Here is a 26,820-nt window from a genome sequence, read left to right on the forward strand (position 1 = left end):
GCTCTCCCCGCCTCATTCGGTGTGCGTGGGCGGCCGCCAGCGCAGCAGCCGCCGTTCGGCGGTCTGGGACAGCAGGTTGATCGCGTAGCCGATCGCACCCGCGGTGAGGATGTAGGCGTACGCCTGCGCCGACGCCCCACCCTGCTGCGCGCCCACGACCTCGTGGCCGATGCCGGGCAGGGTGGTGAGCACCTCGACGCCGATGGCGACGAGCACGGACGTGGTCGCCGCGAGCCGCAGCCCGGTCATGATCGAGGGGGTGGCACTGGGCAGGATCACCCTGCGGAAGCGCAGCAGCTTCGGGATCCGGTAGCCGTGCACGGTCTCGGCGATCATCGGGGTCACCGACCGGGCGCCGTACTGGGCCTGGAGGAAGACGGGGAAGACGCAGGCGAGGAGGACGACGGTGGTCTTCATCGCCGGTGTCGAGCCCTGCACCAGCAGGAACACCGGCAGCAGCGCGATGACGGGGAACGAGCGCAGCACGTCCACGAGCAGCCGGGAGGACTGTTCGGCGGCGGCGTACGTCCCGGTCACCAGGCCGAGGGGAACCCCGATCACGACGGCCAGGACGCAGCCGGTGACGGCCCCGTTCAGGGTGTCGCCCACCGCCTGCCAGTAGGTGCCGCTGCCGAGCAGTTCGGGGAACGCCCGGGCCACCGCCGCGGGTCCGGGCAGTGCCGTGGAGCTGACGAAGCCGGCCGCCGCGCCGGCCGCCCAGAGGACGAGGACGGCCACGACGGCGGAGAGCTGGAGCAGGAGGAGCCCGCGCCGCCCGGGGCCCCCGGGCCGGGCGCGACGGAGGGGTCGCGCCCGGCCGGGGGCCGGACGCCGGCCCGTTGTGGAGATGGCCATGGTGTTACCTCTGCTGTCGTCAGCCGCCGGTGACGGTCGGGGCCTTGTCCCAGTAGATGGCGTCGTCCTTCGGCGCGCTGCTGAGCAGGCCGTACTCGTGCATCTTGGTGATGACGGTGCGCATGACGGTGGTGTCGATGGTCTCGTCGTAGAGGGAGACCTGCGCGCTGTCGATGTAGTCGTCGGAGAGCTGGGTGTACTTCTTGTCGATCGCCCGGACGGCGTCGGGGTGCTTGTTGGCGTAGGTGATGGCCTTGGCGACGGCACCGGTGAACTTCTCGGCGGTCTCCGTGTTGGCGGAGAGGTACTTCTCGGTGGAGAACAGCACGCCCTGGGTGATACCGGGCAGGTCGTTCATGCCGTTGCCGATGGTCTGGAGTCCGGCCTTGCGGGCGGCGGCGTAGAAGGCGCCGAAGGAGAAGACGGCGTCGGTCTTGCCACTCTTGGCGGCGTCGGTGAGAGAGGTGGTGGGCAGGGCCACGAACTTGATCTTGCTGGGGTCGCCGCCGTCCTTCTCGACGAGGTACTCGACGATGAACTGGCTGGTGCCGCCGAGAGCGGACAGGCCCACGGTCTTGCCCTCCAGGTCGGCGAAGGTCTTGAGGGAACTGCCCTTCTTGACCAGCAGGCCGTCGGTGGGGTCGGTCTTGTCGGTGGAGTTGACCAGTCCGGTGGCGATGCGGATCGGCATGTTCTTCGCGGCGCCCTTGAGGAAGCCGGAGCTGTCGGTCATGGCGAACTGGGCCTCGCCGTTGAGGACGGAGGGCGCGTTCTGCGAGGTGTCCTGGGCGCCGGCCCTGATGGTGACGTCGAGGCCGGCGTCCTTGAAGTAGCCCTGCTGCTGGGCGATGTACAGCGGCTCGAAGAGCGCGCCGTTGGAGCGCAGCACGGTGATCTTCGGGGTGCCGTCGCTGGACGCGCTGGTGGAGGAGGCGCCGGAGCCGCAGGCGGCGACCGGGGCGGCGACGGCGAGCGTCACGAGGACGACCGGGAGGCGGCTCCACGGGCTTCGGCTTCTCGTGCGCTTCGGCAGGAGGGGCATGAGGGTGTGCTCCTTTGCAACACTGGTGCGGCTCTGCGGAGAGGGGTGGCGCGTTGTCGGGTGGGGGGAGCTGCCCGGGGTTCGTTACGGGCGGTGGGAGGTCTCAGGGGCGCCGGGAGACGGCGTAGGCCGTGGTGGACTCGGCCGGGGCCATGTAGGTGCGGAAGAGGCCGTCGGGGTCGTGGACGCCGCGGATCTTCTCCAGGCGTTCGGCGTTCTCGGCGCTGAGGCCGAGGTCGAAGCGGTCGGCGACGTTGTTGTCCGAGAACTGGAGTCCCTTGGACAAGTGCTGCACGGCGGCCAGGGAGCCGTGCACCCAGTTCTCGTGCGCGAGGTCGGCCTCCGGGTCGTGCCAGCCGGCGTTGGGCGAGAGGTAGGCCCTGGCCTGGGCGGACCAGCAGGCGTTCGGGCGAGGCGGGTAGTGGCCCCACAGCATCCACAGCACGAAGCTGGTGCCGTCGGGGATGGTGTCCAGGACGGGGGCGGCGGCGGTGAGGAGTTCCTCGGCGGGCCCCTCGGCCCAGATGCCGTCCACGGCCCAGCGCAGGCCCTCGGGGTTGAGGCGGTCCGCGATGTCGTACAGCTCCTCGATGGTGGTCTCCTGGCCGACGACCGCGCGCAGCGCCCGGTCGCGGAAGGGTGCCTGTTCCAGGGGTGCGAGCGCCTCGGGTCCGTGTTCGGGGGTGCAGAAGGCGGTGGCGGTCAGGGAGACGGTGCGGGTGTCCAGGCCGGGGGTGAAGCCGATCTTGGCGGAGAACTCCACGGTGGTGGGCAGCTGGTCGAGGAGGTCGTAGGACCAGGCGAGGACCTCGTCGCGCAGGTCGAGGGGGTAGCTGTGGACCGTGCGGACGATCGTCGTGGGGCGGTCGTACACGTCCAGGTGGAAGCGGGTCACGATGCCGAAGAAGCCGGGGCCGCTGCCGCGGGCCGCCCACATCAGATCCGGGTGGGTCTCGTCGGTGGCGTGCACGAGGGTGCCGTCGGCGAGGACGACATCGATCGCCCGGATGCTCAGGCAGGCCGGGCCGAGGTGGCGGGAGTTCCAGCCGTAGCCGCCGCCGAGGATGAAGCCGCCGATGCCGACGGTCGGGGCGTGCCCGGTGGGGAAGAACAGCCCGTGCCCGGCGAGCGCCTCCTGGACGGCCGGGCCCTTGGCGGCCGGCTGCACGGTGGCGGTGCGGGCCCCGGCGTCGACGGTGATCTCCCGCAGCCGGGAGAGGTCGACCAGTACACCGCCGTCCCGTACGCCGTTGCCGACCCAGCTGTGGCCGCCGGAGCGGATGGAGACCGGCAGTCCTTCGGCGCGGGCCAGGCGCACCGCCCGGACGACGTCCTGCTCGTCCTCGGCGAGGACGATGACGTCGGGGAAACGGTCCGGCTTGCGCGCGTTCCACACCGCGTCGAGGCGGGCTTCCTCATAGCTCGCATCGCCACGACGGATGACGGTTCCGCGCATGTCCGGGGCAGGATGGATGTCGGACGCCTTCACCGACGGGCGCGACGGGAGCGACGGGGGCGGGGACATCGGGAACGAGGGGGACAAGGTGACTCCTTGAGTGGTGCAGATGCTCTCGACGTTACTGTCGACACAAAATGGGGGTCAAGGGTCCGCGACGGCCTAGTTTCGCTTATCTGTCGACACTAGGCGTCTGCGCGGGCGCGCCTTTGCGCGGCGAGCGCCGTCGTGGACTCCGCCGGGGAGAGATAGGTGCGAAAGCGCCCCTCCGGGTCGTACCGGCGCCGCAGCCGCTCCAGGCGTGCGGCCTGCTCCGGCTCCAGTCCGCGGGCGGGCCGGTCGGCCGGGTTGGCGTCGGCGAACTGGGTGCCGTGGGCGAGCGGGTCCAGGGCCCGCAGCGTCTCGTGCGCCCAGCTCTCGTGGCGCAGGTCGTCGGCGGGGTCGTCCCAGACGGCGTTGGGCGAGAAGTACAGCCGTGCCTGGGTGGACCAGCAGGCGTTCTCCCGGGTGGGCTGTCCGCCCCAGAGCATCCAGAGCAGGAAGCTGTCCCGGCCCGGCAGCCCGTCCAGGACCTCGCGGCCGGCGTCGAGCACCTGGTCCGCGGGGGCGTCGGTCCACACGCCGTCGACCGCGTACCGCCTGCCCTTGGGGGTGAGCCCGTCGGAGAGGGCGTACAGGTCGTCCAGGGTGGAGGGCGCGCGTTCGACCCGGCGCAGGGCGTGATGCAGGAAGGGTGCCTTCTCCAGCGGTTCCAGCATGGCGGGTCCCTCGTCCGGGGTGCAGAAGGCCGCCGCGGTGACCGTCGTGACCTGCCGTTCCTGCCCCGGTGTGAAGCCGACCTTGGCCGACAGCTCCAGCGAGGCGGAGATGCCCGGCACGGTGTCGTGGGTCCAGGCCAGCACCTCGTCGCGCAGTTCGGACGAGAAGACGTAGGCACTGCGCAGGAGCTGCGTATAGGCCGGGTGCACCCGCAGATGGAAGCGGGTGACGACAGCGAAGAAGCCGGGTCCCGAGCCGCGCACCGCCCACATCAGGTCCGGGTGGGTCTCGTCGGTGGCGTGCACGAGAGTGCCGTCGGCGAGGACGGCGTCGACGGCCTCCACGCTGAAGCAGGCGGGGCCGAGCCGGCGGGAGTTCCAGCCGTAGCCGCCACCGAGCAGGAAGCCGCCCACGCCCACAGAGGGACAGTGGCCGCTGGGGAAGACCAGGCCCTCGGCGCCGAGCAGGGCGTTGAGACGGGTGCCCTGGACGGCGGGGCGGACGGTGGCCCGGCGGTTGGGGGCGTCGACGGTGACCTCGTCCAGGGCGGAGAGGTCGATGAGGAGGCCGCCGTCGCGCACCCCGTTGCCGATCCAGCTGTGCCCGCCAGAGCGGACGGAGACCCGCAGCCCGCGCGCGGCGGCCCAGCGCACCCCCTCCTGGACGTCACGGTCGGAAGCGGCGAGCAGGAGGGCGTCGGGGTGGCGGTCGGGCTTGCGCTCGTTCCACACGGCGCCGAGCCGGGCCGCCTCGTAGCCGTGGGCGCCCCGGGCGAGGAAGGTGCCGTCGAAGTCGGTCATGGCTGCTCCGTCGCTGGGCCGGCCGCCGGGAGCGGCGGGAAGTCGAAGAGGTGGGCGGGGTTGTCGACCAGGAGTCGGCGCAAGAGGTCGGGGCCGGGGGCGATGTCGGCGAGCAGGTCGACGAGGAGTCCGTCGTCGGGGGCGGCGCCCTCGATGTTGACGTGCGGGTAGTCGGTGCCCCACACCACGCGCTCGGGTGCCTGCGCCACGAAGGAGGCGGCCAGCGCGACGGCGTCCGGGTAGGGCGGGCCCTGGCGCGAGACCCGGTCCACGCCGCTCACCTTGAGCCAGACGTCGCCGGTGTCGAGCAGGGCGCGCAGGCTGCGCAGGGCGGGGCCGCGGGGGCCGTCGGCGAGGTTGACGCGGGCGAGGTGGTCGATCACCACGCGGCCGGGCAGGGAGCGGATGAGGGCCTCGTGGTCGGCGACCTCGGTCCCGGTGACGTGAAGTTCGGTGACCCAGTCGAGGCCGTCGACGCGCTCCAGCACGGAGTCGATCTCGGCGCGGGTGGGCGCGGTGCGCAGATGCGGCAGGAAGTTGAGCCGGAAGCCGCGCACACCCGCGCGGTGCAGCTCCTCGATCTCCTCCCGGGTGGTCCTCTCGCCGATCAGGGCGACCCCGCGCAGCCGGCCCGCGCCGGCGGCCAGGGCGTCGAGCAGCACCCGGTGGTCGGAGCCGTTGCAGGACGACTGCACGACCACGGCACGGGACAGGCCCAGGTGCGCGTGGAGCGCGGCGACCTGCTCCTTGGGGGCGTCGTGCGGGGTGAAGGTGCGCTCGGGCGCGTACGGGAAGACGGCGGCGGGGCCGAGGATGTGGCAGTGCGCGTCGCAGGCGCCGGGCGGCAGGACGAGGGCGGGGCTGCGCGGTGCCGGGTGCGGGGGCGGGCAGCCCGGTGAGGGCGCCGAGCGGGCCTGGTCGAGTACGGGCTCAGTCACAGCGGGCCGTCATTCCGCCGTCGACGACAATCTCGGTGCCGGTGACGAAGCGGGCCTCCTCGGAGGCGAGGAAGAGCGCCGCGTACGCCGTGTCCCGACCGTCGCCCATGAAGCCCAGCGGTATCCGGGCCTGCCGCTGGGCGAGCAGCTTCGCCACGTCGCCGCCCGCCCGCTGGTGGGCGAGGCGTGCCTCGACCATCGGGGTGTGCAGCTGGCCGGGGACGACGGTGTTCACCCGGATGCGGTCGGGCGCGTACTGGACGGCGGTGACCCGGGAGAGCTGGATCACGGCCGCTTTGGCCGCCGCGTAGCCGACCTGGGCGGCGCCGGTCCAGCGCAGCCCGGAGGCGGAGGCGGTGTTGACGATCGCGCCCCCACCGCCGCGCCGCATGACCGGCACGACCTCCTTGCAGGCCAGGAAGGCGCTGGTCAGGTTGGTGCGGAGCTGGCTCTCCCAGTCCTCCAGGGAGAGTTCGGCCACTCCCCCGGCGCGGGAGCCGCCGACGTTGTTGACCAGGATGTCGATGCGGCCCGCCGCCCTCTCGACCTCCTCGAAGTGGGCGCGGACGGCGTCCGGTTCGGTCACGTCCAGCAGGTGGGTGTACGCCTGCCCGCCCTCTTCGCGGATCTGCTCGGCGGTGGCCGCCAGGGAGTCCTTGTCGCGGTCGGTCAGATACACGGTGGCGCCCTCGCGGGCGAAGATCACGGCGGTGGCGCGGCCGTTGCCCCAGCCGGGACCGACGCTGCCGGCGCCGCTGATGACGGCGGTCCGCCCGGCCAGGCGGCCGGACCGCACGGGGGGCACGTCGTGGGTCACGGTTGTCTCCCTCGGTTCGGGTGTTGCGTTCCAATCTGCCGAGGAGTTTCACCTAGTGTCGACAGAAAGTAAATATGTGAGAGGATGATTGCAGGTGAAGCCGCCACTTCCGACTCTAGTGTCGACAGGGAGCGGGGTGCGATGTTTGAATGACGGGGCAATGACGGAGCGGGGGAAGACCGCGCACCGTTCCCGGACAGCCACCCGGAGGGCCCATGGACAAGCCGGCCGTGTTCACCGACGAGGAGATCGCCCGTTTCCGTGCCGAACTGGCCGCCGCCCGCGCGCCGGGCGCGTACGAACCGGGCCGCTGGTCGGTGAGCCCGTTCAACCGCCGCCCCGAGGTGCGTGGGCCGATGCCGGAGTCCGTGCGGCTGCGCGACGCCACCCTGCGCTCGGTCGAGACCCTGCCGGGCGTGGTCGCCCCCACCGCGGCGAAGGAGGCGTACCTGCGCCGGCTCGTCGGCGCGGGCGTCCGCGAGGTCGTCACCGCCGGTCTCGCCGGGCGGGACGACAAGGCGCTGCGCGCCGAGGTCGAGCTGGTCAAGGGCGAGAGGGCGGACTGCCGGGTCGTGCTGCCGCTGCTGCGCACCACCGCCGACATCGACCGGGCTGCCGACGCGGGCTACGACGCCGTGCAGGTCTGGGTGCAGGGCTTGGGCGAGGCGTCCCTCATCTACAACCCGGCCGTCTACCAGCAGGCGTGGCAGGGCGAGGACTGGCGCACCCCGGACAGCGCACGTGGCCGGGCCGGCGTCCTCGCCCGGGCCGTGACCCTGATCCGGCACGCCCGCTCCCGGGGCCTGGACGTCGTCGTCCCGATGCTGATGGTGTCCTACCTCACCGACGAGACCCTGGAGGAGACGGTCACCGTGCTCGCCGGCGCGGGCGCCACCGAACTCACCCTGTTCGACGGTCCCGGCGCCATGAGCCCCGAGGCGTACGGTCATCTCGTCGCGCGCACCAAGGAGTTGGCGCCCGGCGTCCAGGTCGGTCTGCACCCGCACAACACGTTCGGGCTCGCGGTCGGCTGCGCGGTCGCCGCCGTCCGGGCCGGCGCCGACGTCGTCGAACTGTCCGTCAACGGCTACTGCGGTGGTCCCGGCAACGCCGATCTCGCCGCCACCGCCATGGCGTTCGAGACGCTGTACGGGGTGCGCACCGGCCTCGAGACCCGACGGCTGACGGAACTGGCCCGCGCGGGCGAGGAGTTGACCGGCTACCGCCTCGCCTGGAACCACCCCGTGACCGGCACCCACGCCTTCTCCTGGGGCGGCATGGACCTCATCACCCAGGAGACCGCCGTCGACCCGCTGCTGCACAACTGCCTGGAACCCACGCTCGTCGGCAACGCGCGCACGGTTCCCTTCACCCCCGACAGCGGCCCCTACACCCTCGCCGACAAGCTGGCCGCGCTGGGTGTCGACACCACCACCGCACAGGTCGACGAGGTGCTGCGCCGGGCCCGCGCGGCCATGGCCCGCGAGGGCCGGCTGCTCACCGACGCGGACCTGGCGGCACTGGCACGCGAGGTCGTGGCGGACGGCGGGACGGGGGCGGGACGGTGACGGCCCGCGCTGCCGATCGGCGACCCGGGGACGACACACCGAAGCCCCCCACCGCCGGACGGCGAACCGAAGACGACACACCGACGCCCCCCACCGCCGGACGGCTGCCCCTCCTCCACCCCGACCGGCTCTCCCCCGACCAACAGGCCCTGTACGAGGAGATCACCGGCGGCCCCCGCGCCACCGGACCCCAACTGTTCGCCCTCACCGACGCCGAGGGGCACCTCCACGGCCCCTTCAACGCCATGCTGACCAGCCCCCGGCTGGGCGGCGCGCTTCAGGCCCTGGGCTCGGCGATCCGCTTCTCCACCGGGCTGCCGCCCCGGGTGCGCGAGACCGCGATCCTGGTCGTTGCCGCCGTGTGGGACAGCGCGTTCGAGCGGTACGCCCACGAGGCGGTCGGCAGGGCCGCGGGACTCACCGAGGCCGAGCTGCGCGCGCTGCGCGAGGACACCGACCCCGGCTTCACCGACCCCTTCGAGCGGGCCGCGTGGTCGGCCGCCCGCACTCTCGCCGCCTCTCCCGAGCGCCTCGACGACACCTGGTACGCGCAGGCCCGCGCCGCCCTCGGCGAGAGCACCCTCTTCGAACTGTCCACGCTTGTCGGCTACTACGCCACCCTCGCCCTGCAACTGCGCCTGTTCGGTGTCCCCGCACCGAACCCGGCCACCCTGGACCCGGACAAGGAGCCCCGGTCGTGAACAAGGTCTGCGCGAGTGCCGCCGAGGCGGTCCGCGACATCGCCGACGGGTCCTCGCTGGCCGTCGGCGGCTTCGGTCTCAGCGGAGTGCCGGAGGTCGTGATCGACGCACTGTACGAGCAGGGGGCCACCGGTCTCTCGGTCGTCTCCAACAACTGCGGGGTGGACGGGGCCGGGCTCGGCGTCCTGCTCGCCGCCCGCCGCATCACCCGGGTGACCGGCTCGTACGTCGGCGAGAACAAGGAGTTCGCCCGGCAGTACCTGTCCGGCGAACTGGAGGTGGAACTCGTCCCGCAGGGCACGCTGGCCGAGCGGCTGCGCGCCGGCGGCTGCGGCATCCCGGCCTTCTACACCCCGGCGGGCGTCGGCACCCAGATCGCCGAGGGCGGGCTGCCCTGGCGGTACGGCGCCGACGGCGGCGTCGCGCTCGCCTCCCCGGCCAAGGAGAGCCGGACCTTCGCCGGCCGGGCACACGTCCTGGAGCACGGCATCACCACCGACTTCGCCCTGGTGCGCGCCTGGCGCGGTGACCGGCACGGCAACCTGGTCTTCCGCCGGGCCGCCGCCAACTTCAACCCACTGGCCGCGATGGCCGGCCGGATCACCGTCGCCGAGGTCGAGGAACTGGTCGAGCCCGGCGCCCTCGACCCCGACCAGGTGCATCTGCCCGGCGTGTTCGTGCAGCGGGTCGTGCCGCTGACCCGCGCGCAGGCGACCGCCAAGAGGATCGAGAAGAGGACGGTGAGCTTCTGATGGCCTGGACACGCGAGCAGATGGCGGCCCGCGCGGCCCGCGAACTTCGGGACGGCCAGTACGTCAACCTGGGCATCGGCCTGCCCACCACGATCCCCGGCCATCTGCCGCCGGACGTGCACGTCACCCTGCACAGCGAGAACGGCATCCTGGGCACCGGCCCGTATCCGACCGAGGACGCCGTCGACCCGGATCTGATCAACGCCGGGAAGGAGACGGTCACGGTCCTGCCGGGCGCGTCCTTCTTCGACTCGGCGCTCTCCTTCGGCATGATCCGCGGCGGCCACATCGACGTCGCCGTACTCGGCGCGATGCAAGTCTCCGAGAAGGGCGACCTGGCCAACTGGGCCGTGCCCGGCAGGACGATCAAGGGCATGGGCGGGGCGATGGACCTGGTGCACGGCGCCCGTACGGTCATCGTCGTCATGACGCACACCGCCAAGGACGGCTCCCCGAAGATCCGCACGGAGTGCACGCTGCCGCTGACCGGCAAGGGCTGCGTCGACCGGGTCATCACCGACCTGGGTGTCCTGGACGTCACCGGGGAGGGGCTCGTCCTCGTCGAGACGGCTCCCGGTGTCACCCCCGAGGAGATCGCCACGAAGACCGAGGCGACGGTGCGCATTCCGCAGGACGTTCGGGTCCCGCAGGAGGTGCGGGCATGAGAGACGTCTATCTCGTCGACGCGGTCCGCACGCCGATCGGCCGCTACAACGGCGGCCTGGCCTCCGTCCGCCCGGACGACCTCGCCGCCCACACCCTCCGCGCACTCCTCGCCCGTACACCGCAGTTGGACCCCTCCCGCATCGAGGACGTCTACTACGGCAACGCCAACGGCGCCGGCGAGGAGAACCGCAACGTCGCCCGCATGGCGGGACTACTGGCCGGGCTCCCGACCTCCGTCCCCGGCGTCACCGTCAACCGCCTGTGCGCCTCCGGGCTCGAAGCCGTCATCCAGGCCGCCCGAGCCATCGCCCTCGGCGACGCCTCCATCGCGGTGGCAGGCGGCGTCGAGTCCATGACCCGCGCCCCCTACGTCCTGCCCAAGAGCGACAAGCCCTTCCCCGCCGCCCACACCGAGCTGTACTCCACCACCCTCGGTTGGCGCATGGCCAACCCCGACATGAACCCCCAGTGGACCATCCCCCTCGGCGAGTCCGCCGAACTCATCGCCGACAAACACAAGATCAGCCGCGAGCAGCAGGACGAGTTCGCCCTCCACAGCCACCAGAAGGCCGCCGCGGCACAGGCCGAAGGGCTGTTCGACGCGGAGATCACTCCCGTGCCGGTCCCGCGGCGCAAGGGCGAGCAGGTCCTCTTCGACGCCGACGAGTCCGTACGCGGCAACGCCTCCCTCGACGCGATGGCCAAGCTCAAGCCGTCCTTCCGCAAGGACGGCGGGACCGTCACCGCCGGGAACGCCTCGCCGTTGAACGACGGCGCCGCCGCCCTGCTCCTGACCGACGAGGAAGGCCTGAAGGCCACCGGCCGCGAGCCCCTCGCCCGTGTCTCCGCCACCGGCGTGCACGCCGTCGACCCGCACTACTTCGGCCTCGCCCCCGTCGAAGCCGTCAACCGCGCACTCACCAAGGCGGGCAAGACCTTCGCCGACCTCGACGTACTCGAACTCAACGAGGCCTTCGCCGCCCAGGTACTCGGCTGCCTCGCCGAATGGCCCGACTTCGACCCGGCGATCCTCAACCCCCAGGGCGGCGCCATCGCCCTCGGCCACCCCCTCGGCGCCTCCGGAGCCCGCCTCGCCGGCACCGTCGCCCACCAACTCGCCCGCAAAGGCAGCGGCACCGGCGTCGCCACCCTCTGCATCGGCGTCGGCCAGGGCCTCGCACTCGTCCTCGAACGCTGAACCGGGCGGCCCGGGGAAGGCGGTACGACCTGATACTGGGGTCGTACCGCACCTGAGACGAGGACGACTGAGCGATGGCTTTGCACATCAGCGCCACCAATCCGGAGCACCCCGGCCTGCTGCTGTCCCTGCCCTGGCAGCTGCCGTTGGAGCAGTGGCCCGAGGACGTGCTGGTGCCGCTGCCGCGCGGCATCTCCCGGCACGTGGTGCGCTACGCCCGGGCCGGTGACGAGGTCGTGGCCGTCAAGGAGCTCGCCGAGCGGCCGGCGGTGCGGGAGTTCGAGCTGCTGCGGGACCTGGACCGGCTCGGCATCCCGGCCGTGGACGCGCTCGCCGTCGTCACCGGCCGCACGGACGCCGCCGGCGGCTACCTGGAGCCCGTGCTGATCACCCGGCATCTGCGCGGTTCCATGCCGTACCGCTCGATGTTCGAGACGACGATGCGCCCGGCCACCATGCACCGGCTGATGGACGCGCTCGCCGTGCTCCTGGTCCGGCTGCACCTGGCCGGGTTCGCATGGGGCGACTGCTCGCTGTCCAACACCCTGTTCCGGCGCGACGCGGGCGCCTACGCGGCGTATCTGGTGGACGCCGAGACGGGTGAGCTGCAACCGCGGCTGAGCGAGGGGCAGCGCGACTACGACCTCGATCTGGCCCGGGTCAACATCAGCGGGGAGCTGCTCGACCTGGAGGCGTCCGGGGCGCTCCACCCGTCGGTGGACCCGATCGAGTTCGGCACGGAGATCTGCGCGCGCTACTCGGACCTGTGGCGGGAGCTGACCCGGACCTCGGTGTACCCGGCGGGCAAGTACCACTACATGGACCGGCGCATCCGGCGGCTGAACGACCTCGGCTTCGACGTGGCCGAGATGCAGATCGAGAGCTCCTCCACCGGCGACACGGTGACGTTCGTGCCGAAGGTCGTCGACGCCGGGCACCACCAGCGGCAGTTGCTGCGGCTGACCGGTCTGGACACCGAGGAGAACCAGGCCCGCCGGCTCCTGAACGACCTGGAGAGCTGGATGGCCACCCAGGAGGACTACACCCCGGGCGATCCCCTCACAGCCCGCCCGGAAGTGCTCGCCCACCGCTGGGTGCGGGACGTGTTCCGGCCCACCGTGCGGGCGGTGCCGGTGGAGCTGCGCGGGGCGATGGACCCGGCCGAGCTGTACCACCAGCTCCTCGAACACCGCTGGTTCCTGTCCGAGCGGGCGCAGCACGACATCGGCCTGGACACGGCGGTCGCGGACTACGTCGCCCACGTCCTGCCCCGGGTGCGCGACGCGGTGCCGGATGCGGAGGACGCGGAGGAGGGCCCGGCCGGGGAGGAAGCCGGAAAGGAGACCGGGGAGCCGGAGACCGCCCCGGCTCCGCGGGCGTGACGTCCGCCGCTCAGGCCGGCGGTACCACCGCCACCGGGCAGGGCGCGTGGGCGATCAGCGCGTGCGCGACCGAGCCGATGCGGGGCCCGACGGCCAGCCGGCTGGCGCGCCGGCCGACCACCATGAGCTGGGCCCGGTCGGCCACCGACAGCAGCACCTGCCCCGCGCTGCCGATCTCCACGTGCTCGGTCACCGGCACGTCCGGGAACCGCTCGCGCCACGGCCGCAGCGCCTCGTCCAGCGCCTTGCGCTCGTACGGTTCCAGGCCGCCGGCGTCGTCGAGGAGCTGCATGGAGCCGGGGCTGTAGGCGAAGACCGGCGGCAGGTTCCAGGCGCGTACGACCCGCAGTCCGGCGCCCCGGGCGGCGGCCGCCTCGAAGGCGAACTCGAGCGCGGCGGCACTGTCGGCGGGCTCGCCGTGCTGCCCCACGACGACCTCGCGGCCGGCGGCCTCCTGCGCGGGCCGGTCCTCGGAGCGGACCAGCACCACGGGGCGCGCGGCCTCGCCGAGCACCTGCTGGCCGATGGAGCCCAGCAGGAAGCCGAGGACGGCGCCGTGGCCCCGGGTGCCGAGCGCCAGCAGTTCGGACCGGGCGGCCTCGGCGACGAGCGCGTCGACCGAAGCGTCCTCCACCACCTCGGCGGTGACGTCGAGGTGGGGGTGTTCCCCGGCGACGGCCCGCTCGACCTCGCGGACCACCGCGCCGGCGCCGTTGGCCTGGGCCTGCTGGTCGTCGGCGGCGACGAAGTCGTACGTCTCCCAGCGCCAGGCGTGCACGATTCGCAGCGGCAGGTCGCGGCGGACCGCCTCCCGTGCCGCCCAGCGGGCCGCGGCCGTGCTCTCGGGCGATCCGTCCACTCCCACGGTGATCGGGCGGGTCATGCGGCTCTGCCTCCCTGGGCCGCCGGCCCGGGCCGGCGGCGGCTGTCCTCGGTGGTCACTGGCTGGTCGACGACTCGACGACTCGACGGGCCGACGGAACCGACCGGCCCCGTACGGCAACGCTACCGGGGCCCTGCCCCTTCGGGCCAAGGCGAAACGAACCGATCGAACATACGATGGCCGTGGGCCGGCACCCGACCGGCCCGGGGTGGGAGAGCCGATGACACAGCCCGCAGCGCAGGCGCGGACCGTGATCCTGACCGTGGACGACGATCCCGGGGTCTCCCGTGCCGTCGCCCGCGACCTGCGGCGCCGGTACGGCGAGTCGCACCGCGTGGTGCGCGCCGAGTCCGGTGAGACGGCGCTGGACGCGCTGCACGAGCTGAAGCTGCGCGGCGACCAGGTCGCCGTGATCCTCGCCGACTACCGGATGCCCCGGATGAACGGGATCGAGTTCCTCGAACGCGCGATGGACATTCATCCGGGGGCGCGGCGGGTGCTGCTGACGGCGTACGCGGACACCAACGCCGCCATCGACGCGATCAACGTGATCGACCTGGACCACTATCTGCTCAAGCCGTGGGACCCGCCCGAGGAGAAGCTGTACCCGGTCCTGGACGATCTGCTCGCCGCCTGGCGGGCCGCCGACCACCGTCCGGTGCCGGTCACCAAGGTGGTGGGCCACCGCTGGTCGGCGCGCTCCTCCGAGGTGCGCGAGTTCCTGGCCCGCAACCAAGTGCCCTACCGCTGGTACTCGGCGGACGAGCCGGAGGGCGGCCGGCTGCTCGCGGCGGCCGGGCAGGACGGGCGGCGGCTGCCGCTCGTCGTCACCCCGGAGGGCACCCCGCTGGTGGAGCCCGATGACGCCGAACTGGCCGGGCAGGTGGGTCTGGCGACGACACCTGCCGAGGAGTTCTACGACCTGGTCGTCATCGGCGGCGGCCCGGCGGGGCTGGGCGCGGCGGTGTACGGGGCGTCGGAAGGTCTGCGGACGCTGCTGGTGGAGCGGCAGGCCACCGGCGGCCAGGCCGGGCAGAGCTCCCGCATCGAGAACTACCTGGGCTTCCCGGACGGCGTGTCCGGCGCCCAGCTCACCGAGCGGGCACGGCGCCAGGCGGCGAGGTTCGGCGCGGAGATCCTCACCGCCCGCGAGGTGGCGGGCCTGGAGGTGAACGGGGCCGCGCGCACCGTACGGTTCTCCGACGGCTCGGCGGTGGCCGCGCACAGCGTGATCCTGGCGACCGGCGTGTCGTACCGGCAGCTGGACGCGCCGGGGCTGGCGGAGCTGACCGGGTGCGGGGTCTTCTACGGCTCGGCGCTGACCCAGGCACCGTCCTGCTCGGGCCAGGACGTGTACGTCGTCGGCGGGGCGAACTCGGCCGGGCAGGCGGCGATGTACCTCGCCCGCCACTCGCGTTCGGTGACGCTGCTGGTGCGCGGCGAGTCGCTTGCCGCGTCCATGTCGCACTATCTGATCCAGCAGATCGAGGCCACCCCGAACATCTCGGTGCGCACCCGCACGGTGGTGGAAGCGGCGCACGGCACCGGACGGCTGGAGAAGCTGGCGCTGCGCGACGTGGACTTGGGCGAGGACGAACTCGTCGACGCGCAGTGGCTGTTCGTGTTCATCGGCGCGGCCCCGCTGACCGACTGGCTGGACGGCACGGTGCTGCGCAACGAGCACGGGTTCATCATGGCCGGGCCCGACATGACCGACGACGGGTCCCCGCCGCCGGGCTGGGAGCCGGTCCGGCCGCCGTACCACCTGGAGACCAGCGTCCCGGGCGTGTTCGTGGCGGGCGACGCGCGCGCCGAGTCGGCCAAGCGGGTCGCCTCGGCGGTGGGCGAGGGCGCGATGGCGGTCATGCTGGTCCATCGCTATCTGGAGCAGTCGTGAGCCCCCGGGGTGCCGGGCGGAGGGAGCGGTCGTGAGCGGACAGCCGGAGCCGTGCGACTGGACGGAGCTGAGCACGCTCTTCCTGTTCGAGAAGCTGGACGAGGAGCAGCTCACCCGGCTGTGCCGTGAGGGTCGCGTGGAGAGGTTCGAACCGGGCCCGGTCTACACCGAGGGCGACCCGGCGACGTGCTTCTACGTCCTCCTCGAAGGCACGGTGGTGCTCTCCCGGCGGGTCGGCGCGGACGACGTGGAGACCAACCGGACCTCGCAGCGCGGGGTGTACGCGGGCGCCTTCCAGGCGTACCTGGGAGACCGGGCGCGGGTGGCCCGCTACAACGGCTCGCTGCGGGTCACCGAGCCGTCGCGGTTCTTCGTGCTGCCCGCCGACACGTTCGCCGAGATCATGCGGGACTGGTTCCCGATGGCGGTGCATCTGCTGGAGGGACTGTTCTACGGCCAGGAGAACAGCCGCCAGATCATCAACCAGCGCGAGCGGCTGCTGGCGCTGGGCTCGCTGTCGGCGGGGCTGACGCACGAGCTGAACAACCCGGCGGCCGCCGCGGTGCGGGCCACCTCGGCGCTGCGCGAGCGGGTCGCGGGGATGCGGCACAAGCTGGGCGCGATCACCGCCGGGCACTACTCGCGGGACACCCTGGTGACGCTCGTCGACATCCAGGAGCGCACGGCCGAGCAGGTCGCCAAGGCGTCCCCGCTCTCCCCGCTGGAGGCCTCCGACCGGGAGGACGCGCTCTCCGACTGGCTCGACGACCACGGCATCGACGACGGCTGGCGGCTGGCGCCGGTCTTCGTCCAGGCCGGACTGGACACCGAGTGGCTGGACCAGGTGGCGGCGGCCGTCGACGAGGAGACCCTCGAAGGCGCGATCCGCTGGCTGAACTACACGGTCGAGACCGAGCTGCTGATGAACGAGATCGAGGACTCCACCACCCGGGTCTCCACGCTCGTCAACGCGGCCCGGCAGTACTCGCAGCTCGACCGGGCCCCGTTCCGCACGGTCGACGTGCACGAGCTGCTGGACAGCACCCTGCTGATGCTGTCGAACAAGTTCGGCGAGCGGATCTCCCTGGTCAAGGAGTACGACCGTACGGTGCCGGAGGTGCCCGCCTACCCGGGCGAGCTGAACCAGGTGTGGACCAACCTGATCGACAACGCGGTCTCCGCGATGAGCACGACGGGCGGCACACTGACCGTACGCACGGCACTGGACCACGACCGGGTCCTGGTCGAGTTCCACGACACGGGCCCGGGCGTCCCGCCCGGCATCCGCGACCGCATCTTCGAACCCTTCTTCACCACGAAGCCGGTGGGCGAGGGCACCGGCCTGGGCCTCGACATCTCCTGGCGCATAGTGGTCCACAAACACCACGGCAGCCTGGACGTGGAGTCCACCCCCGGCAACACGAGCTTCCGGGTCCACCTACCACTGACGGCGCCGCGTCAGGGGCGTTAGCCCCGTTTCCCCACCCCACCCCGGGGAACCCGCCGCGCATGGTGAGAATCGGCTACACGATGATGACCGAGCAGGCCGGCCCCCGCGCCCTCGTCGACCACGTCGCGCAGGCCGAAGACATCGGCTTCGACTTCTCCGTGACCTCCGACCACTACTTCCCCTGGCTCCGCGAACAGGGCCACGCCCCCTACGCGTGGGCCGTCCTCGGAGCCGCCGCCCAGGCCACCTCCCGCATCCCCCTGATGACGTACGTGACCTGCCCCACCTTCCGCTACCACCCCGCCGTGGTGGCGCAGAAGGCGGCCACCCTCCAGCTCCTCTCCGAGGGCCGCTTCCGCCTCGGCCTCGGCGCCGGCGAGAACCTCAACGAACACGTCGTCGGCGGTGGCTGGCCCACCGCCGACGTACGCCACGAACGCCTGGAGGAGGCCGTCGGCATCATCCGCGACCTCTTCGGCGGCAAGCACGTCACCCACCACGGCACCCACTTCGACGTGGAGTCCGCCAAGCTGTGGGACCTCCCCGACGAGCCCCCGCCGATCGGTATCGCCGTCTCCGGCGAGCAGTCCTGCAAGCTCGCCGGCCACCTCGCGGACCTCGTCATCGCCACCGAACCCAAGCCCGAGCTGATCGAGGGCTTCGAGCGGCACGGCGGCGAGGGCAAGCCCCGGGTGGGCCAGCTCCCCGTCTGCTACGACACCGACCGCGACGCGGCCGTGCGGCGGGCGCACGCGCAGTTCCGCTGGTTCGGCAGCGGCTGGAAGGTCAACGCCGAACTGCCGCACCCGGACTCCTTCTCCGCGGCGACGCAGTTCGTGACCGAGGAGGACGTCGCCGAGTCGATCCCGTGCGGCGACGACCCGGAGGCGTTCGTGGAGGCCGTCCGCCCGTACGCGGAGGCCGGGTTCACCGAGATCGCGCTCGTACAGATCGGCGGCGACTCCCAGCCCGCGTTCCTCGACTGGTCGGCGAAGAAGCTGCTGCCGGCACTGCACGACGCCTTCGACTGACCAGCCGGACACACCCCCCGCCGGGTCCGATCAACACAACTGCTGCACAAGGGAGTTGACGGGCACCGGCGATAATGTCCGCATGTCCGCGCACACCCCCTCGCCCTCCTCGCCCGCGCCTGTTCCGGGCCCGCCCGCTCGCGTCCCCGTCGTCATCGTCGGCGCGGGCCCCGCGGGCCTCGCCCTCGCCTGCGTGCTGCGGGACGCCTGTGTCGACTGCGTCGTCCTGGAGGCGGAGAGCAGGCGGTTCATCGAGACCCGGCCGCGCGCCGGGTTCCTGGAGGAGTGGGCGGTACGGGCGCTGTGGCGGCGCGGACTGGCCGGGCCCGGTCTGCTGAACGCGCAACGGCACGGCGAGTGCGAGTTCCGCGTCGGCGGCGAACGGCACCGCTTCCGCTACGCGGACCTCTCCGGCCACCACCACGTGGTCTATCCGCAGCCCCGGCTGGTCACCGACCTCGTCCACCGGTACGCCGACGCCCAGGGCGGCGACATCCGCTTCGGGGTGCGGGACGTGGAGCTGCACGGCATCGACACCGACGCGCCCGCCGTGACGTACACCGACCCGGACGGCGGCGCGCGCGTCCGCCTGGAGTGCGCGGTGATCGCCGGGTGCGACGGCGCCCGGGGCGTGAGCCGGGCGGCCCTGCCCGCCGAGTACCGGGAGCCCGCCCGGCTCGACTACGGCGTCGGCTGGCTCGCCCTCCTCGCCGAGGCACCCCCGTCCGCGGACGCCGTCGTCTTCGGCATCCACCCGCGCGGCTTCGCCGCCCACATGGCGCGCAGCCCCGAGGTGACCCGCTACTACCTCCAGTGCCCGCCGGGCGACGACCCGGAGGGCTGGACGCACGACCGCGTCTGGGCCGAACTGCACGAGCGGCTCGGCGCGGCCGGCGCCCCGCCGCTGACCGAGGGGACGCTGGTCGAGAAGCGCGTGCTGGACATGCACAACCACGTGGCGCGTGCGGTGTCGTACGGGCGGCTGTTCCTGGCCGGGGACGCCGCGCACCTGGTGGCGCCGATCGCCGCGAAGGGCATGAACCTCGCGTTGTTCGACGCGCTGGTCCTCGCCGAGGCGCTGGTGGCGTATGTGCACCGGGGCGACGCGGGCGGGCTGCGGCGCTACGCGGAAACGTGTCTGCGGCGGGTGTGGGAGTACCAGGAGTTCTCGGAGTGGTTCTGCGAGCTGCTGCACGGTCCCTCGTCGGGGGACCCGTTCCGGGCGGGGATGGCGGCGGCCCGGCTGAGCCGGCTGTTCGACTCCCCCGCGGCGGCGGCCTCGTTCGCGGAGGCGTACATCGGTGCCGCCTCGGAACGGCACCTTTCCTGACGCGCCCGGAGCGGGCTTCCCTCCGCTTCCCTCCGATTCCCCTGACTTCCGGTCACTTTGAACACCCGGTGGCGCACTCTCCGTACCACCGTGCGACGCGGGTCTCCGGTGTGCGGTGAGGGATGGCGATGGGCCACGAGCGGGTCTTGGCACAGGAGTTGGTCGCCGGGCGGTACCGGCGGGGCGAGGCCGTCCACCGCGAGGCGGGGCGCCTCGTCCTGCGCGGCGAGGACATGGGAACCGGGCACGAGGTGCTGCTGGTCCGCTCCCGCCCCGCGGCGCATCCGCGCGCCGACACCCCGCCCCGCACGGCGGACCGGATCGCGCGCGAGACGGCGGTGATGGCACGGGCCTGCCCCGGCCGGATCGCCCAGGTGATCGACGTCGTCGAGGCGGAGGAGGGGGGCGGGGGCGGGGAGGACGACTTCGGCGGCGCCCTGTGGACGGTGCTGCGGCCGGTCGACGGCGTCCCGCTCGGGGACCTGCTCGGCCGGGGGTCGTTGCACCCCGTGCGCGCCGCCCGGATCGGGCTCGCACTCCTCGACATCCTGCGGGCCGCGCACCGGCGGGGCCTCACCCACGGGGACCTGAGCCCCGGACAGGTGTTCGTGCGCGAGGACGGCGGGGTGGTGCTGACCGGCTTCGGACTGATCGGCTCCGCACCGGGCCCGCGGGTCACCGCGCCGTCGTACGCGGCTCCGGAGCAGGCGCGCGGGGAGTGTGCGGGCCCGTCGGCGGACCAGTGGTCGCTGGGGGCGCTGCTCTACGCGATGGTGGAGGGCCGCCCGCTCTTCCGCGACCGGGGCGAGGCGGCGGCGACGCTGCGCGGGGTGCAGCTGCTGCCGCTGCGCCCCCCGGCGCAGGCCGGTCCGCTCGCCCCGGCGGTCACCGGACTGCTGCGGCGCAGCCCGTCGGAGCGGGTGCCGGAGGACGTCGTACGCGAGAACCTGAAGCGCGTTCTCGACGCCGAGGCCGACGAGGGGGAGCCGGGCCCGGCGGGGCCGACGTCCGGCGTGCGGGGCGCCCTGGCGGAGGCACGGCGGCTCGGCGCGCGGGACGCACGGCGGACCGGGGCCGGGCGCTCTCTGCGGCGTCCGGCGCTGCTCGGCGCGGTGCTCGCCGTGGCCGCGTTCTTCGTCGCCCTGTACGTCACGCGGGGCGGTTCCGGCGACGAGGGGGCCGCCGTCTCGCGGGCCACGCCCACCGCCTCCCGGCCGTCGGTGGTGGCGCCGGGCGGGGAGGCCGGCCGCACCACCTCCCCCGCACCGTCCGCCCCGGGCGCCACGGCCGGCCCGTCCTCCGCCGCCCCCTCGGCCACGGCCGGCCCGGCCGCTCCCCCGGCCCGCCCGCCGCGCGCCACGGCCGGGGAGTTCGCGCGCCACAACGCCCCCGAGGGGTTCTCCGTCGACCTCCCGTCGGGCTGGCGGCGGGTGTTCGAGGACCGGCGCACCGACGGCTCGTACCGCGTCGCCTTCGGCGCGAGCGGGGACCCACGCACCCTGGTGGTCACGCACAGCCTGCGGCTCGATCCGGACCCGGCGGCCAACTGGGCCGCTCTGGAGCCCGGCCTGCGCCGCTCGTACGCGGGCTACCGGCGGCTCGGCGCGATCTGGGCGGTGACCTACCGGGGACTGCCGGGCGCCGACATGCAGTGGCTGGCGACGGACGGCACCGCCCGCACCCGCACCTTCGGCCGCGGCGTCCTCCTCGACGGCCACTCCGGCTACTCGCTGCGCTGGACGACGCCGCGCACGGCGTACGACAAGGCCGGCAACAGGCGTGCGCTGGACCGGATCCTGCGCACGTTCCGCTTCCCCGACGGCTGACCGGCGGCCGGGGAAACCGCGCGTGCACCGAATCACTCGTCTGGTTGAGCATCTCCCGCCCATCGCGGGTACTAGGACGCTCTACCGCCTTTCGACGCTGGAGCGCTTCATGATCTCGTCGGTGCACAAGACCCTGGTCATGGAACTCATGTCCGGCATGTCCGGCCGGTTCCCGGTGCTGACCCATCTGGAATACGACGCCTCGGACCCGTTCGCCGTGACCGCGTCGTTCAGCCACGAGGGCCGGCTGCTCGCCCAGTGGAGACTCGACCGGCAGATGCTGGCCGAGGGGCTGCTCGGGCCGGTCGGCGAGGGCGACGTCCGGCTGCGGCCGCAGTCCACGGGCGTGTGGCACGAGTTGCGCCTGGAACTCTTCGGCGACGCCCACCCCGACGGGGGCCGGCACCACGCGGTGATCCTCGCCTGGGCGCCGGCCGTGGCGTCGTTCCTGGAGGAGACGTACGAGGTGGTGGAGCCCGGCTCCGAGACGGTGAGCGTCGACGACTTCCTCGCCGAGGTGATCGGCAACAGCTGATGGGGCGTCAGAAGCGTTGTCACAGAGGTGTGACGAACATTCGTGCGTCAATGGTGGAGAGCAGGGTAGGCGGAGCGGTACACCCTTCCCTGGGGAGCTTTGCGGCCCCGTTGTCAGTGCCGTCCGCCAGAATGGTGATCATGCTCCGAGTCGTCCCCGGTCCACGCCCGCCGATCAGCCCTCGCGACGCCGACGTCCTGCGTCTGATAGCGACGCAGCGCGCCCCCGTCATGCTCACCGTGCACGCGGACGGGCGGCGACGGTACGGGTATTGGCGTGCCGTCACGGATGCCGGGGGGCGGGGTGGGTGCCAGGTGGCGCTGCCCACGGAGGAGTGCGAGGCGTTGCTCGCGGCGGGGCGGATAGCGCTGGGCGAGCCGGTGGCGGACCGGTCGCGCACGGTGTACCCCGTGCGGGCGGTGGAGCGGCCGCGACGGTACGCGGCGCCCCCGGTCCCGGCGATGCCGGCTCCGCCGAGGGTTCCGGCGGTGGCCGCGGTGGCTCCGCGCCGCACCGCGCTGACGGCCTGACGGCGTTCCTCGCCCCCGCCGCCCCTACCCTTCCCGTCCCCCCGGGGGGCTCCGCCCCCGGACCCCCGTAAAGAGATTGCGCAGTTCCCCGCGCCCCTCTCAGGGGCACGGGGACACCTCTACCAGCGGGGCTCGACCTGGGCCTTGATGCGGCGGTCGTACAGTTCGCCGATCGCCCGGAGCGTGTCCGCGGACAGCTCCGGGAGGTGGCCGACGGCCGCGTTCGCACGGGCCTGGTCCGCCGAGCGCGCGCCGGGGATGACCGTCGTCACGCCGGGCTGCTGGATGATCCACGCCAGCGCCGTCTGCGCCGGCGTGTACCCCTCGGGGGCCAGCGCCGCGAACTCCGCCGCCGCCTCCACGCCCGTGGCGAAGTCGACGCCCGAGAAGGTCTCGCCCTGGTCGAACGCCTCACCGTGCCGGTTGAACGTCCGGTGGTCGTTCTCGCCGAAGACCGTGTCCTTCGTGTACCGGCCGGACAGCAGCCCGGAGGCGAGCGGAACGCGGGCGATGATGCCGACCCCGGCCTCCCGGGCCGCGGGCAGCACCTGCCGCAGCGGCTTCATGCGGAACGGATTGAGGATGATCTGCACGCTCGCCACGTTCGGCCGGGCGATCGCCGCCAGCGCCTCCTCGCACGTCTCGACGCTCACCCCGTACGCGGCGATCCGGCCCTCGTCCACGAGGGTGTCCAGCGCGTCGAACACCTCGTCGGAGGAGTAGACGGGCGTCGGCGGACAGTGCAGCTGCACCAGGTCGACGCAGTCGACGCCGAGGTTGCGGCGGGAACGGTCGTTCCAGGCGCGGAAGTTGTCGAGCACGTAGTTCTCGGGGATCTGGTCCACCCGGCGGCCCATCTTGGTGGCCACCAGCACGTGCAGATCGGGCCGCCCCAGCAGGAACGCGGCGATCGTCTGCTCGCTGCGCCCGTCGCCGTACACGTCGGCCGTGTCGAAGAAGGTCACGCCCGACTCGGCGGCGGCCTCCAGCACCTCGTGGGCGTCCTTGTCGTCGACGTCGCCCCAGTCGGCGCCGAGCTGCCACGTACCCAGCCCGACGACCGACGCGTGCTGACCCGACCTGCGAAATTCACGCTCGTCCATGAGGTCAGTCTCGCATCAGCCCCGGGCGGGCGGCATCCGTGGTCTCCCTCTTCCCGTCGGCTCACACCTTGCGCCAGCGGGCCATGGCGAATGAGAAGAGGCCGAAGAGCACGAACCCCGCCGCCACGCACACCAGCAGCCAGGGCCCGGCCGGGGTGTGCGCGAAGGAGCGCAGGGTGTCGTCGAGCCCCTTGGCCTTGTCCGGCTCGTACTCGACGGCGGCCCGTACGGCGAAGACACCGGCGGCCGCGAAGACCAGGCCACGAGCCGCGCCGCCGCCCACGCCGGTGACGTCCACCGCCTGCCGCGCCCGCCGGGACATCTGCCCCAGCTTGAGCTTGTCGTGGTACTTGCGCAGCACCGCGCGTACCCCGATCCACACCCCGGCGACCGCGATGCCGGCTCCCGCCAGGCCCACGATCCACTGGCCGCCGGGGAGCTGGAGCACCTTGGCCGTCATGTCCTTGGACTGCTTGTCGCTGGAGCCGCCACCACCGCCGTGCGAGCCCGCGGCGAAGAGCAGGACCGAAGAAGCGACGAAGCCGTAGAACACGAAGCGGGCGGCGGAGGTCAGCCGCTTGCGCGGCTTGCGGCCGTCGGGGCCGGCCGCGCCGAGAACCGCCTCGGACAGGCGCCACAGGGCCATGCCGACGAGGCCGGCGGCCAGCGCCCACAGGACGACCGCGCCGAACGGTTTGCCCGCTATCTCGGCGAGGGCTCCGCCCCGGTCGGCCTGGCGGTGGCCGTCGCCGAAGGCGATCTGCAGGGCCAGTGTGCCGACGAGCAGATAGATCACTCCGCGGGCGGCCAGGCCGGCTCGTGCCGCGCCTTCCGTGACCGTGCCGGTGGCCTCGCGGCCGGATCGGGGTCCGCCCTGGCGGGTGAGCGTGCTGACATTCATCTTGGCCTCCCGGGGGTCGGATGCCCCGGGTTGGGCGTCCGACACCCCGGGTGGCGGGGGGTGCCCCCGCCGTCTTCCTCCGGCGTGGTTTTTCGCCCCCGCCGCCCCTACCCTTCCCGTCCCCCGGGGGCTGCGCCCCCGGACCCCCCTGAAGATTGCGCGGTTCCTCGCGCCCCTCAAGAAGAAGCGGCGTTGTCCAGGCGCAGCTCCAGCTCTATCTCCTGGTCGCCCGATGCCGAGCCCAGTTCGTGGACGCTGAAGGTTTCCTCCAGGGCTTCCCTCAGGCGGGTCACCGCCTTGGGTTCACCCTGGAGTTCGGCCCGCACCGGGCCCGAGAGCGGAGGCGCGTGGGGGGCGTCGGGGGTGGCGGCGGGGGCCGAGGTGTCGAAGGTGCCGGTCCACATGGTGGGGCGGGCGCCCTCCGTGTCGTGCGGCGCGGAGTCGGCGCCGCGGTCGGAATCGAAGTGCCGGCACAGCTCGGTGAACAGGTGTCCGGCGTCCGTGGCCGAGCAGTCGCTGAGGACCACCTGGACCTGCGGGGCGGACTGGGCGGGCGCGTTCACGGTCGTTCGTCTCCCTCTGTGCTGGGTGGCTGCTGGGGCGGGGGCGGGTACCCGTGGGGCGGGCCGCTACTCGGTGACGGGGGCGAACCCGTCGGCCCGGACGTGCGGCATGACCCGGCCTGCCACCCGGTAGCGGCCGTTGGGGACGCTCTCGGCGCGCGTGATGTGCACGGCGAGCGGTCCCGCCCATTCGTAGCCGTTGCGTTCGCCGTGCCGCGCCAGCCGGTCGGTGAGCAGCATGCCCACCTTGCCGTCGGCCCCGGCGAGTTCCTCGTGGATCTCGGGGTCGAGTTCGATGTCGTAGGCGTTGGGCGCCAGGATCCGGTTCTCGCTGCACCGGACCACGTTGCTGTCGCACTCGCGGCGCAGCGCGTCGAGCAGTTCGACGGGTTCCCTGGGGAAGACGTGTCCCAGCAGCGTGCGCTGGAACCGTTCCAGGGCCCTCTCCCAGCCGGTCAGTCCGGCCCGCGGTTCTCCGCTCACCGCTCGCACCCCGCCCTACCGCTCGCCCTCGTAGTCCTCGGGACGCACATCGGCGTCCTCCAGGGCCTCGCGCATGGTGCGTCCCTCGGTCGCCTCCTGCCGGTTCTCCTGGCGGCGTCGCTCCAGCACCTCGTCGGTGGTGTCGGTCTTCGGCCGGTTCTCCTCGGGGACCGTCATGGCGTACAGCTCCTCGCAGTCGTCGTATGCGTGCGTTTTCCTGTCTTGGTGCGGCGGGTTCCCTGATGACGGCGTTCGACGCCTCGCGCGCGCCGTCGGCCGCTCCCCCGCCCTGTCCGGTATGTGGGCGCAAGCTCCCAGGTCAGGACCGGCGGTGGGCTATGTTGAGGGCCCGTGGGACGGGAACCCGTGGGACGTGAAGGAGGCGCACCGGTGCCATCGCCGCAGCAGGCTCGCGCTCAGGCATCCGCGATCACTGCGGGCAGGACGGCGCCGGCCGGGGACGCCTCCCCGACCTCGCGGCTGCGGGAACTGTTCGAGGGGCCGGGGCTGTCACCGGCGCACCGCCGGATCGCGCAGTACCTCATCGAGCACCTCACGGAGGCGGCGTTCCTGTCGATCACCGATCTCGCCGAGCGGGTCGGGGTGAGCCAGCCCTCGGTGACCCGGTTCGCGGGCGCGGTCGGTTTCAGCGGTTACCCGGCGCTGCGCGAGCGGTTGCAGTCCCTCGCGCTCGGCTCCCTCGGCAGCGGCACCCCGAGCGCGCCCGCCGAGCAGCGCGGCAACGAGTTGCAGGCGGCGGTGGACGCCGAGATCGAGAACCTGGAGAACCTGCGCCGCGACCTCGCGGACCCGGGACGGGTGATCGAGGTCGGCCGGGCGCTGTCGCGGTCGGCCCCGCTGACCGTGCTCGGTCTGCGCATCTCGGTCTCGCTCGCGGAGTACTTCGCCTACGCCGCCCGGCGGATCCACCCCGACGTCCGGCTGGTGACCCGGGGCGGCAGCGTCGCGTACGACGCCCTGCTGCAGTCGCGGGAGGCCGGCGGCGACTGGCTGCTGGCCTTCTCGCTGCCCCGGCACGCCCAGGAGACGCTCACCGCGCTGCGGGTGGCGCGCGGCGCGGGGCTGCGGGTGGCGCTCGTGACCGATCTGGCGCTCGGACCGCTGGCCGAGGAGGCCGATGCCGTCTTCGCCACCGGCACCGGTTCGCGACTGGTGTTCGACTCCTACGCCGCACCCGGGATGGTGGCGGCGGCACTGCTGCAGGCCATGACGGACGCGGACCCCGAGCGGACCCAGGCCCGTCTGGAGGAGTACGAGCAGGTCGCGGAGGAGCACCAGTTCTTCCTGAGGGACTGAGGCGTCCCGAGGGACTGTGCGTGTCGAAGAACCGATG

Annotated in this window: 26 protein-coding genes; 14 read left to right on the forward strand and 12 right to left on the reverse strand. The window is 73.0% G+C overall.

Translation table 11 applies throughout. The features are described from left to right. Window positions 1-12 precede the first annotated feature (12 nt). The 6 genes from OIE12_RS02760 to OIE12_RS02785 all read right to left on the reverse strand — a co-directional run bounded on the left by OIE12_RS02760 (window position 13) and on the right by OIE12_RS02785 (window position 6,667). On the reverse strand, window positions 13-855 hold the full coding sequence (locus tag OIE12_RS02760) for an ABC transporter permease (protein WP_329131307.1): 843 nt from the start codon (window positions 853-855) through the stop codon (window positions 13-15). Between the two features lie 19 nt (window positions 856-874). Further along, window positions 875-1,897 (reverse strand): ABC transporter substrate-binding protein, encoded by a 1,023-nt coding sequence (locus tag OIE12_RS02765; RefSeq protein WP_329131309.1) that lies wholly within the window; start codon window positions 1,895-1,897, stop codon window positions 875-877. Window positions 1,898-2,000: 103 nt separating this feature from the next. Then, window positions 2,001-3,353 carry an FAD-binding oxidoreductase gene (locus OIE12_RS02770; protein ID WP_329131311.1) on the reverse strand — a complete coding sequence of 451 codons (1,353 nt, stop codon included), beginning with the start codon at window positions 3,351-3,353 and terminating at the stop codon, window positions 2,001-2,003. Window positions 3,354-3,538: 185 nt separating this feature from the next. Further along, window positions 3,539-4,912, reverse strand: coding sequence for an FAD-binding oxidoreductase (locus OIE12_RS02775; protein WP_329131312.1), 1,374 nt, complete (start codon window positions 4,910-4,912; stop codon window positions 3,539-3,541). Continuing rightward, on the reverse strand, window positions 4,909-5,850 hold the full coding sequence (locus tag OIE12_RS02780; RefSeq protein WP_329131314.1) for an amidohydrolase family protein: 942 nt from the start codon (window positions 5,848-5,850) through the stop codon (window positions 4,909-4,911). Before OIE12_RS02780 ends, OIE12_RS02775 begins: the two co-directional genes overlap by 4 nt. Then, entirely contained in the window at window positions 5,843-6,667 is an 825-nt protein-coding gene (locus tag OIE12_RS02785) for an SDR family NAD(P)-dependent oxidoreductase (RefSeq protein WP_329131316.1), read from the reverse strand. The genes OIE12_RS02780 and OIE12_RS02785 overlap by 8 nt, the downstream gene beginning before the upstream one ends. Before the next feature lie 215 nt (window positions 6,668-6,882). On the opposite strand from OIE12_RS02785, the gene OIE12_RS02790 reads away from it, so the two are divergent. From OIE12_RS02790 to OIE12_RS02815, 6 genes are all read left to right on the forward strand, one after another. Next, window positions 6,883-8,235, forward strand: a complete 1,353-nt coding sequence (locus OIE12_RS02790) for a hypothetical protein (RefSeq protein WP_329131318.1) — start codon at window positions 6,883-6,885, stop codon at window positions 8,233-8,235. Next, on the forward strand, window positions 8,232-8,936 hold the full coding sequence (locus OIE12_RS02795; RefSeq protein WP_329131321.1) for a carboxymuconolactone decarboxylase family protein: 705 nt from the start codon (window positions 8,232-8,234) through the stop codon (window positions 8,934-8,936). The genes OIE12_RS02790 and OIE12_RS02795 overlap by 4 nt, the downstream gene beginning before the upstream one ends. Then, a complete protein-coding gene (locus OIE12_RS02800; RefSeq protein ID WP_329131323.1) occupies window positions 8,933-9,688 on the forward strand; it encodes a CoA transferase subunit A in 756 nt (251 codons plus the stop codon). The genes OIE12_RS02795 and OIE12_RS02800 overlap by 4 nt, the downstream gene beginning before the upstream one ends. Further along, window positions 9,688-10,353 (forward strand): CoA transferase subunit B, encoded by a 666-nt coding sequence (locus tag OIE12_RS02805; protein ID WP_329131325.1) that lies wholly within the window; start codon window positions 9,688-9,690, stop codon window positions 10,351-10,353. The genes OIE12_RS02800 and OIE12_RS02805 overlap by 1 nt, the downstream gene beginning before the upstream one ends. Beyond that, window positions 10,350-11,552, forward strand: coding sequence for a thiolase family protein (locus OIE12_RS02810; RefSeq protein WP_329131327.1), 1,203 nt, complete (start codon window positions 10,350-10,352; stop codon window positions 11,550-11,552). The genes OIE12_RS02805 and OIE12_RS02810 overlap by 4 nt, the downstream gene beginning before the upstream one ends. Before the next feature lie 74 nt (window positions 11,553-11,626). Beyond that, a complete protein-coding gene (locus OIE12_RS02815) occupies window positions 11,627-12,934 on the forward strand; it encodes a DUF4032 domain-containing protein (RefSeq protein ID WP_329131329.1) in 1,308 nt (435 codons plus the stop codon). Between the two features lie 10 nt (window positions 12,935-12,944). Here the strand turns inward: OIE12_RS02815 and OIE12_RS02820 are convergent, their stop codons facing one another. Then, a complete protein-coding gene (locus OIE12_RS02820; RefSeq protein ID WP_329131331.1) occupies window positions 12,945-13,817 on the reverse strand; it encodes a universal stress protein in 873 nt (290 codons plus the stop codon). 220 nt (window positions 13,818-14,037) lie between these two features. On the opposite strand from OIE12_RS02820, the gene OIE12_RS02825 reads away from it, so the two are divergent. The 7 genes from OIE12_RS02825 to OIE12_RS02855 all read left to right on the forward strand — a co-directional run bounded on the left by OIE12_RS02825 (window position 14,038) and on the right by OIE12_RS02855 (window position 22,416). Beyond that, window positions 14,038-15,714, forward strand: a complete 1,677-nt coding sequence (locus tag OIE12_RS02825; protein WP_329131333.1) for an FAD-dependent oxidoreductase — start codon at window positions 14,038-14,040, stop codon at window positions 15,712-15,714. Between the two features lie 31 nt (window positions 15,715-15,745). After that, window positions 15,746-17,185 carry an ATP-binding protein gene (locus OIE12_RS02830; RefSeq protein ID WP_329131335.1) on the forward strand — a complete coding sequence of 480 codons (1,440 nt, stop codon included), beginning with the start codon at window positions 15,746-15,748 and terminating at the stop codon, window positions 17,183-17,185. Between the two features lie 38 nt (window positions 17,186-17,223). Then, window positions 17,224-18,195, forward strand: coding sequence for an LLM class F420-dependent oxidoreductase (locus OIE12_RS02835; protein WP_329131337.1), 972 nt, complete (start codon window positions 17,224-17,226; stop codon window positions 18,193-18,195). Window positions 18,196-18,277: 82 nt separating this feature from the next. Further along, window positions 18,278-19,525 carry a 4-hydroxybenzoate 3-monooxygenase gene (locus OIE12_RS02840; protein WP_329131339.1) on the forward strand — a complete coding sequence of 416 codons (1,248 nt, stop codon included), beginning with the start codon at window positions 18,278-18,280 and terminating at the stop codon, window positions 19,523-19,525. A gap of 146 nt (window positions 19,526-19,671) precedes the next feature. Further along, complete coding sequence (locus tag OIE12_RS02845) at window positions 19,672-21,351, forward strand: serine/threonine protein kinase (protein WP_329131341.1); 1,680 nt, start codon at window positions 19,672-19,674, stop codon at window positions 21,349-21,351. A 109-nt stretch (window positions 21,352-21,460) separates the two neighbouring features. Beyond that, window positions 21,461-21,886, forward strand: a complete 426-nt coding sequence (locus tag OIE12_RS02850; protein WP_030378077.1) for an SsgA family sporulation/cell division regulator — start codon at window positions 21,461-21,463, stop codon at window positions 21,884-21,886. A gap of 140 nt (window positions 21,887-22,026) precedes the next feature. Then, a complete protein-coding gene (locus OIE12_RS02855) occupies window positions 22,027-22,416 on the forward strand; it encodes a hypothetical protein (protein ID WP_329131343.1) in 390 nt (129 codons plus the stop codon). A gap of 119 nt (window positions 22,417-22,535) precedes the next feature. On the opposite strand, the gene OIE12_RS02860 is transcribed toward OIE12_RS02855, so the two are convergent. The 5 genes from OIE12_RS02860 to OIE12_RS02880 form a co-directional block, all read right to left on the reverse strand. Beyond that, window positions 22,536-23,519, reverse strand: coding sequence for an aldo/keto reductase (locus OIE12_RS02860; RefSeq protein ID WP_329131345.1), 984 nt, complete (start codon window positions 23,517-23,519; stop codon window positions 22,536-22,538). Between the two features lie 61 nt (window positions 23,520-23,580). Beyond that, a complete protein-coding gene (locus OIE12_RS02865; RefSeq protein WP_329131347.1) occupies window positions 23,581-24,420 on the reverse strand; it encodes a DUF1206 domain-containing protein in 840 nt (279 codons plus the stop codon). A gap of 176 nt (window positions 24,421-24,596) precedes the next feature. Beyond that, on the reverse strand, window positions 24,597-24,983 hold the full coding sequence (locus tag OIE12_RS02870) for a hypothetical protein (protein ID WP_329131349.1): 387 nt from the start codon (window positions 24,981-24,983) through the stop codon (window positions 24,597-24,599). 66 nt (window positions 24,984-25,049) lie between these two features. Beyond that, window positions 25,050-25,466, reverse strand: coding sequence for a DUF3662 domain-containing protein (locus OIE12_RS02875; RefSeq protein WP_329131351.1), 417 nt, complete (start codon window positions 25,464-25,466; stop codon window positions 25,050-25,052). A gap of 15 nt (window positions 25,467-25,481) precedes the next feature. Continuing rightward, window positions 25,482-25,643 carry a hypothetical protein gene (locus OIE12_RS02880; RefSeq protein WP_329131353.1) on the reverse strand — a complete coding sequence of 54 codons (162 nt, stop codon included), beginning with the start codon at window positions 25,641-25,643 and terminating at the stop codon, window positions 25,482-25,484. A gap of 213 nt (window positions 25,644-25,856) precedes the next feature. Between OIE12_RS02880 and OIE12_RS02885 the strand changes: the two genes are divergently transcribed. After that, the gene (locus OIE12_RS02885) at window positions 25,857-26,783 is read left to right on the forward strand and encodes a MurR/RpiR family transcriptional regulator (RefSeq protein WP_329131356.1); all 927 of its coding nucleotides are present in this window, start codon (window positions 25,857-25,859) and stop codon (window positions 26,781-26,783) included. The last annotated feature ends 37 nt before the right edge of the window (window positions 26,784-26,820 follow it).

The sequence above is a fragment of the Streptomyces sp. NBC_00670 genome (genome assembly GCF_036226765.1).
GTDB lineage: Bacteria > Actinomycetota > Actinomycetes > Streptomycetales > Streptomycetaceae > Streptomyces.

Excerpts from the sequence above, each read along its gene's own strand:
- OIE12_RS02765 (WP_329131309.1), bottom strand. The coding sequence starts at position 1,897 with ATGCCCCTCCTGCCGAAGCGCACGAGAAGCCGAAGCCCGTGGAGCCGC.
- OIE12_RS02860 (WP_329131345.1), bottom strand. The coding sequence starts at position 23,519 with ATGGACGAGCGTGAATTTCGCAGGTCGGGTCAGCACGCGTCGGTCGTC.
- OIE12_RS02855 (WP_329131343.1), top strand. The coding sequence starts at position 22,027 with ATGCTCCGAGTCGTCCCCGGTCCACGCCCGCCGATCAGCCCTCGCGAC.
- OIE12_RS02810 (WP_329131327.1), top strand. The coding sequence starts at position 10,350 with ATGAGAGACGTCTATCTCGTCGACGCGGTCCGCACGCCGATCGGCCGC.
- OIE12_RS02790 (WP_329131318.1), top strand. The coding sequence starts at position 6,883 with ATGGACAAGCCGGCCGTGTTCACCGACGAGGAGATCGCCCGTTTCCGT.
- OIE12_RS02760 (WP_329131307.1), bottom strand. The coding sequence starts at position 855 with ATGGCCATCTCCACAACGGGCCGGCGTCCGGCCCCCGGCCGGGCGCGA.
- OIE12_RS02880 (WP_329131353.1), bottom strand. The coding sequence starts at position 25,643 with ATGACGGTCCCCGAGGAGAACCGGCCGAAGACCGACACCACCGACGAG.
- OIE12_RS02840 (WP_329131339.1), top strand. The coding sequence starts at position 18,278 with ATGTCCGCGCACACCCCCTCGCCCTCCTCGCCCGCGCCTGTTCCGGGC.
- OIE12_RS02820 (WP_329131331.1), bottom strand. The coding sequence starts at position 13,817 with ATGACCCGCCCGATCACCGTGGGAGTGGACGGATCGCCCGAGAGCACG.
- OIE12_RS02850 (WP_030378077.1), top strand. The coding sequence starts at position 21,461 with ATGATCTCGTCGGTGCACAAGACCCTGGTCATGGAACTCATGTCCGGC.
- OIE12_RS02835 (WP_329131337.1), top strand. The coding sequence starts at position 17,224 with ATGGTGAGAATCGGCTACACGATGATGACCGAGCAGGCCGGCCCCCGC.
- OIE12_RS02825 (WP_329131333.1), top strand. The coding sequence starts at position 14,038 with ATGACACAGCCCGCAGCGCAGGCGCGGACCGTGATCCTGACCGTGGAC.
- OIE12_RS02805 (WP_329131325.1), top strand. The coding sequence starts at position 9,688 with ATGGCCTGGACACGCGAGCAGATGGCGGCCCGCGCGGCCCGCGAACTT.
- OIE12_RS02770 (WP_329131311.1), bottom strand. The coding sequence starts at position 3,353 with ATGCGCGGAACCGTCATCCGTCGTGGCGATGCGAGCTATGAGGAAGCC.
- OIE12_RS02865 (WP_329131347.1), bottom strand. The coding sequence starts at position 24,420 with ATGAATGTCAGCACGCTCACCCGCCAGGGCGGACCCCGATCCGGCCGC.
- OIE12_RS02815 (WP_329131329.1), top strand. The coding sequence starts at position 11,627 with ATGGCTTTGCACATCAGCGCCACCAATCCGGAGCACCCCGGCCTGCTG.
- OIE12_RS02775 (WP_329131312.1), bottom strand. The coding sequence starts at position 4,912 with ATGACCGACTTCGACGGCACCTTCCTCGCCCGGGGCGCCCACGGCTAC.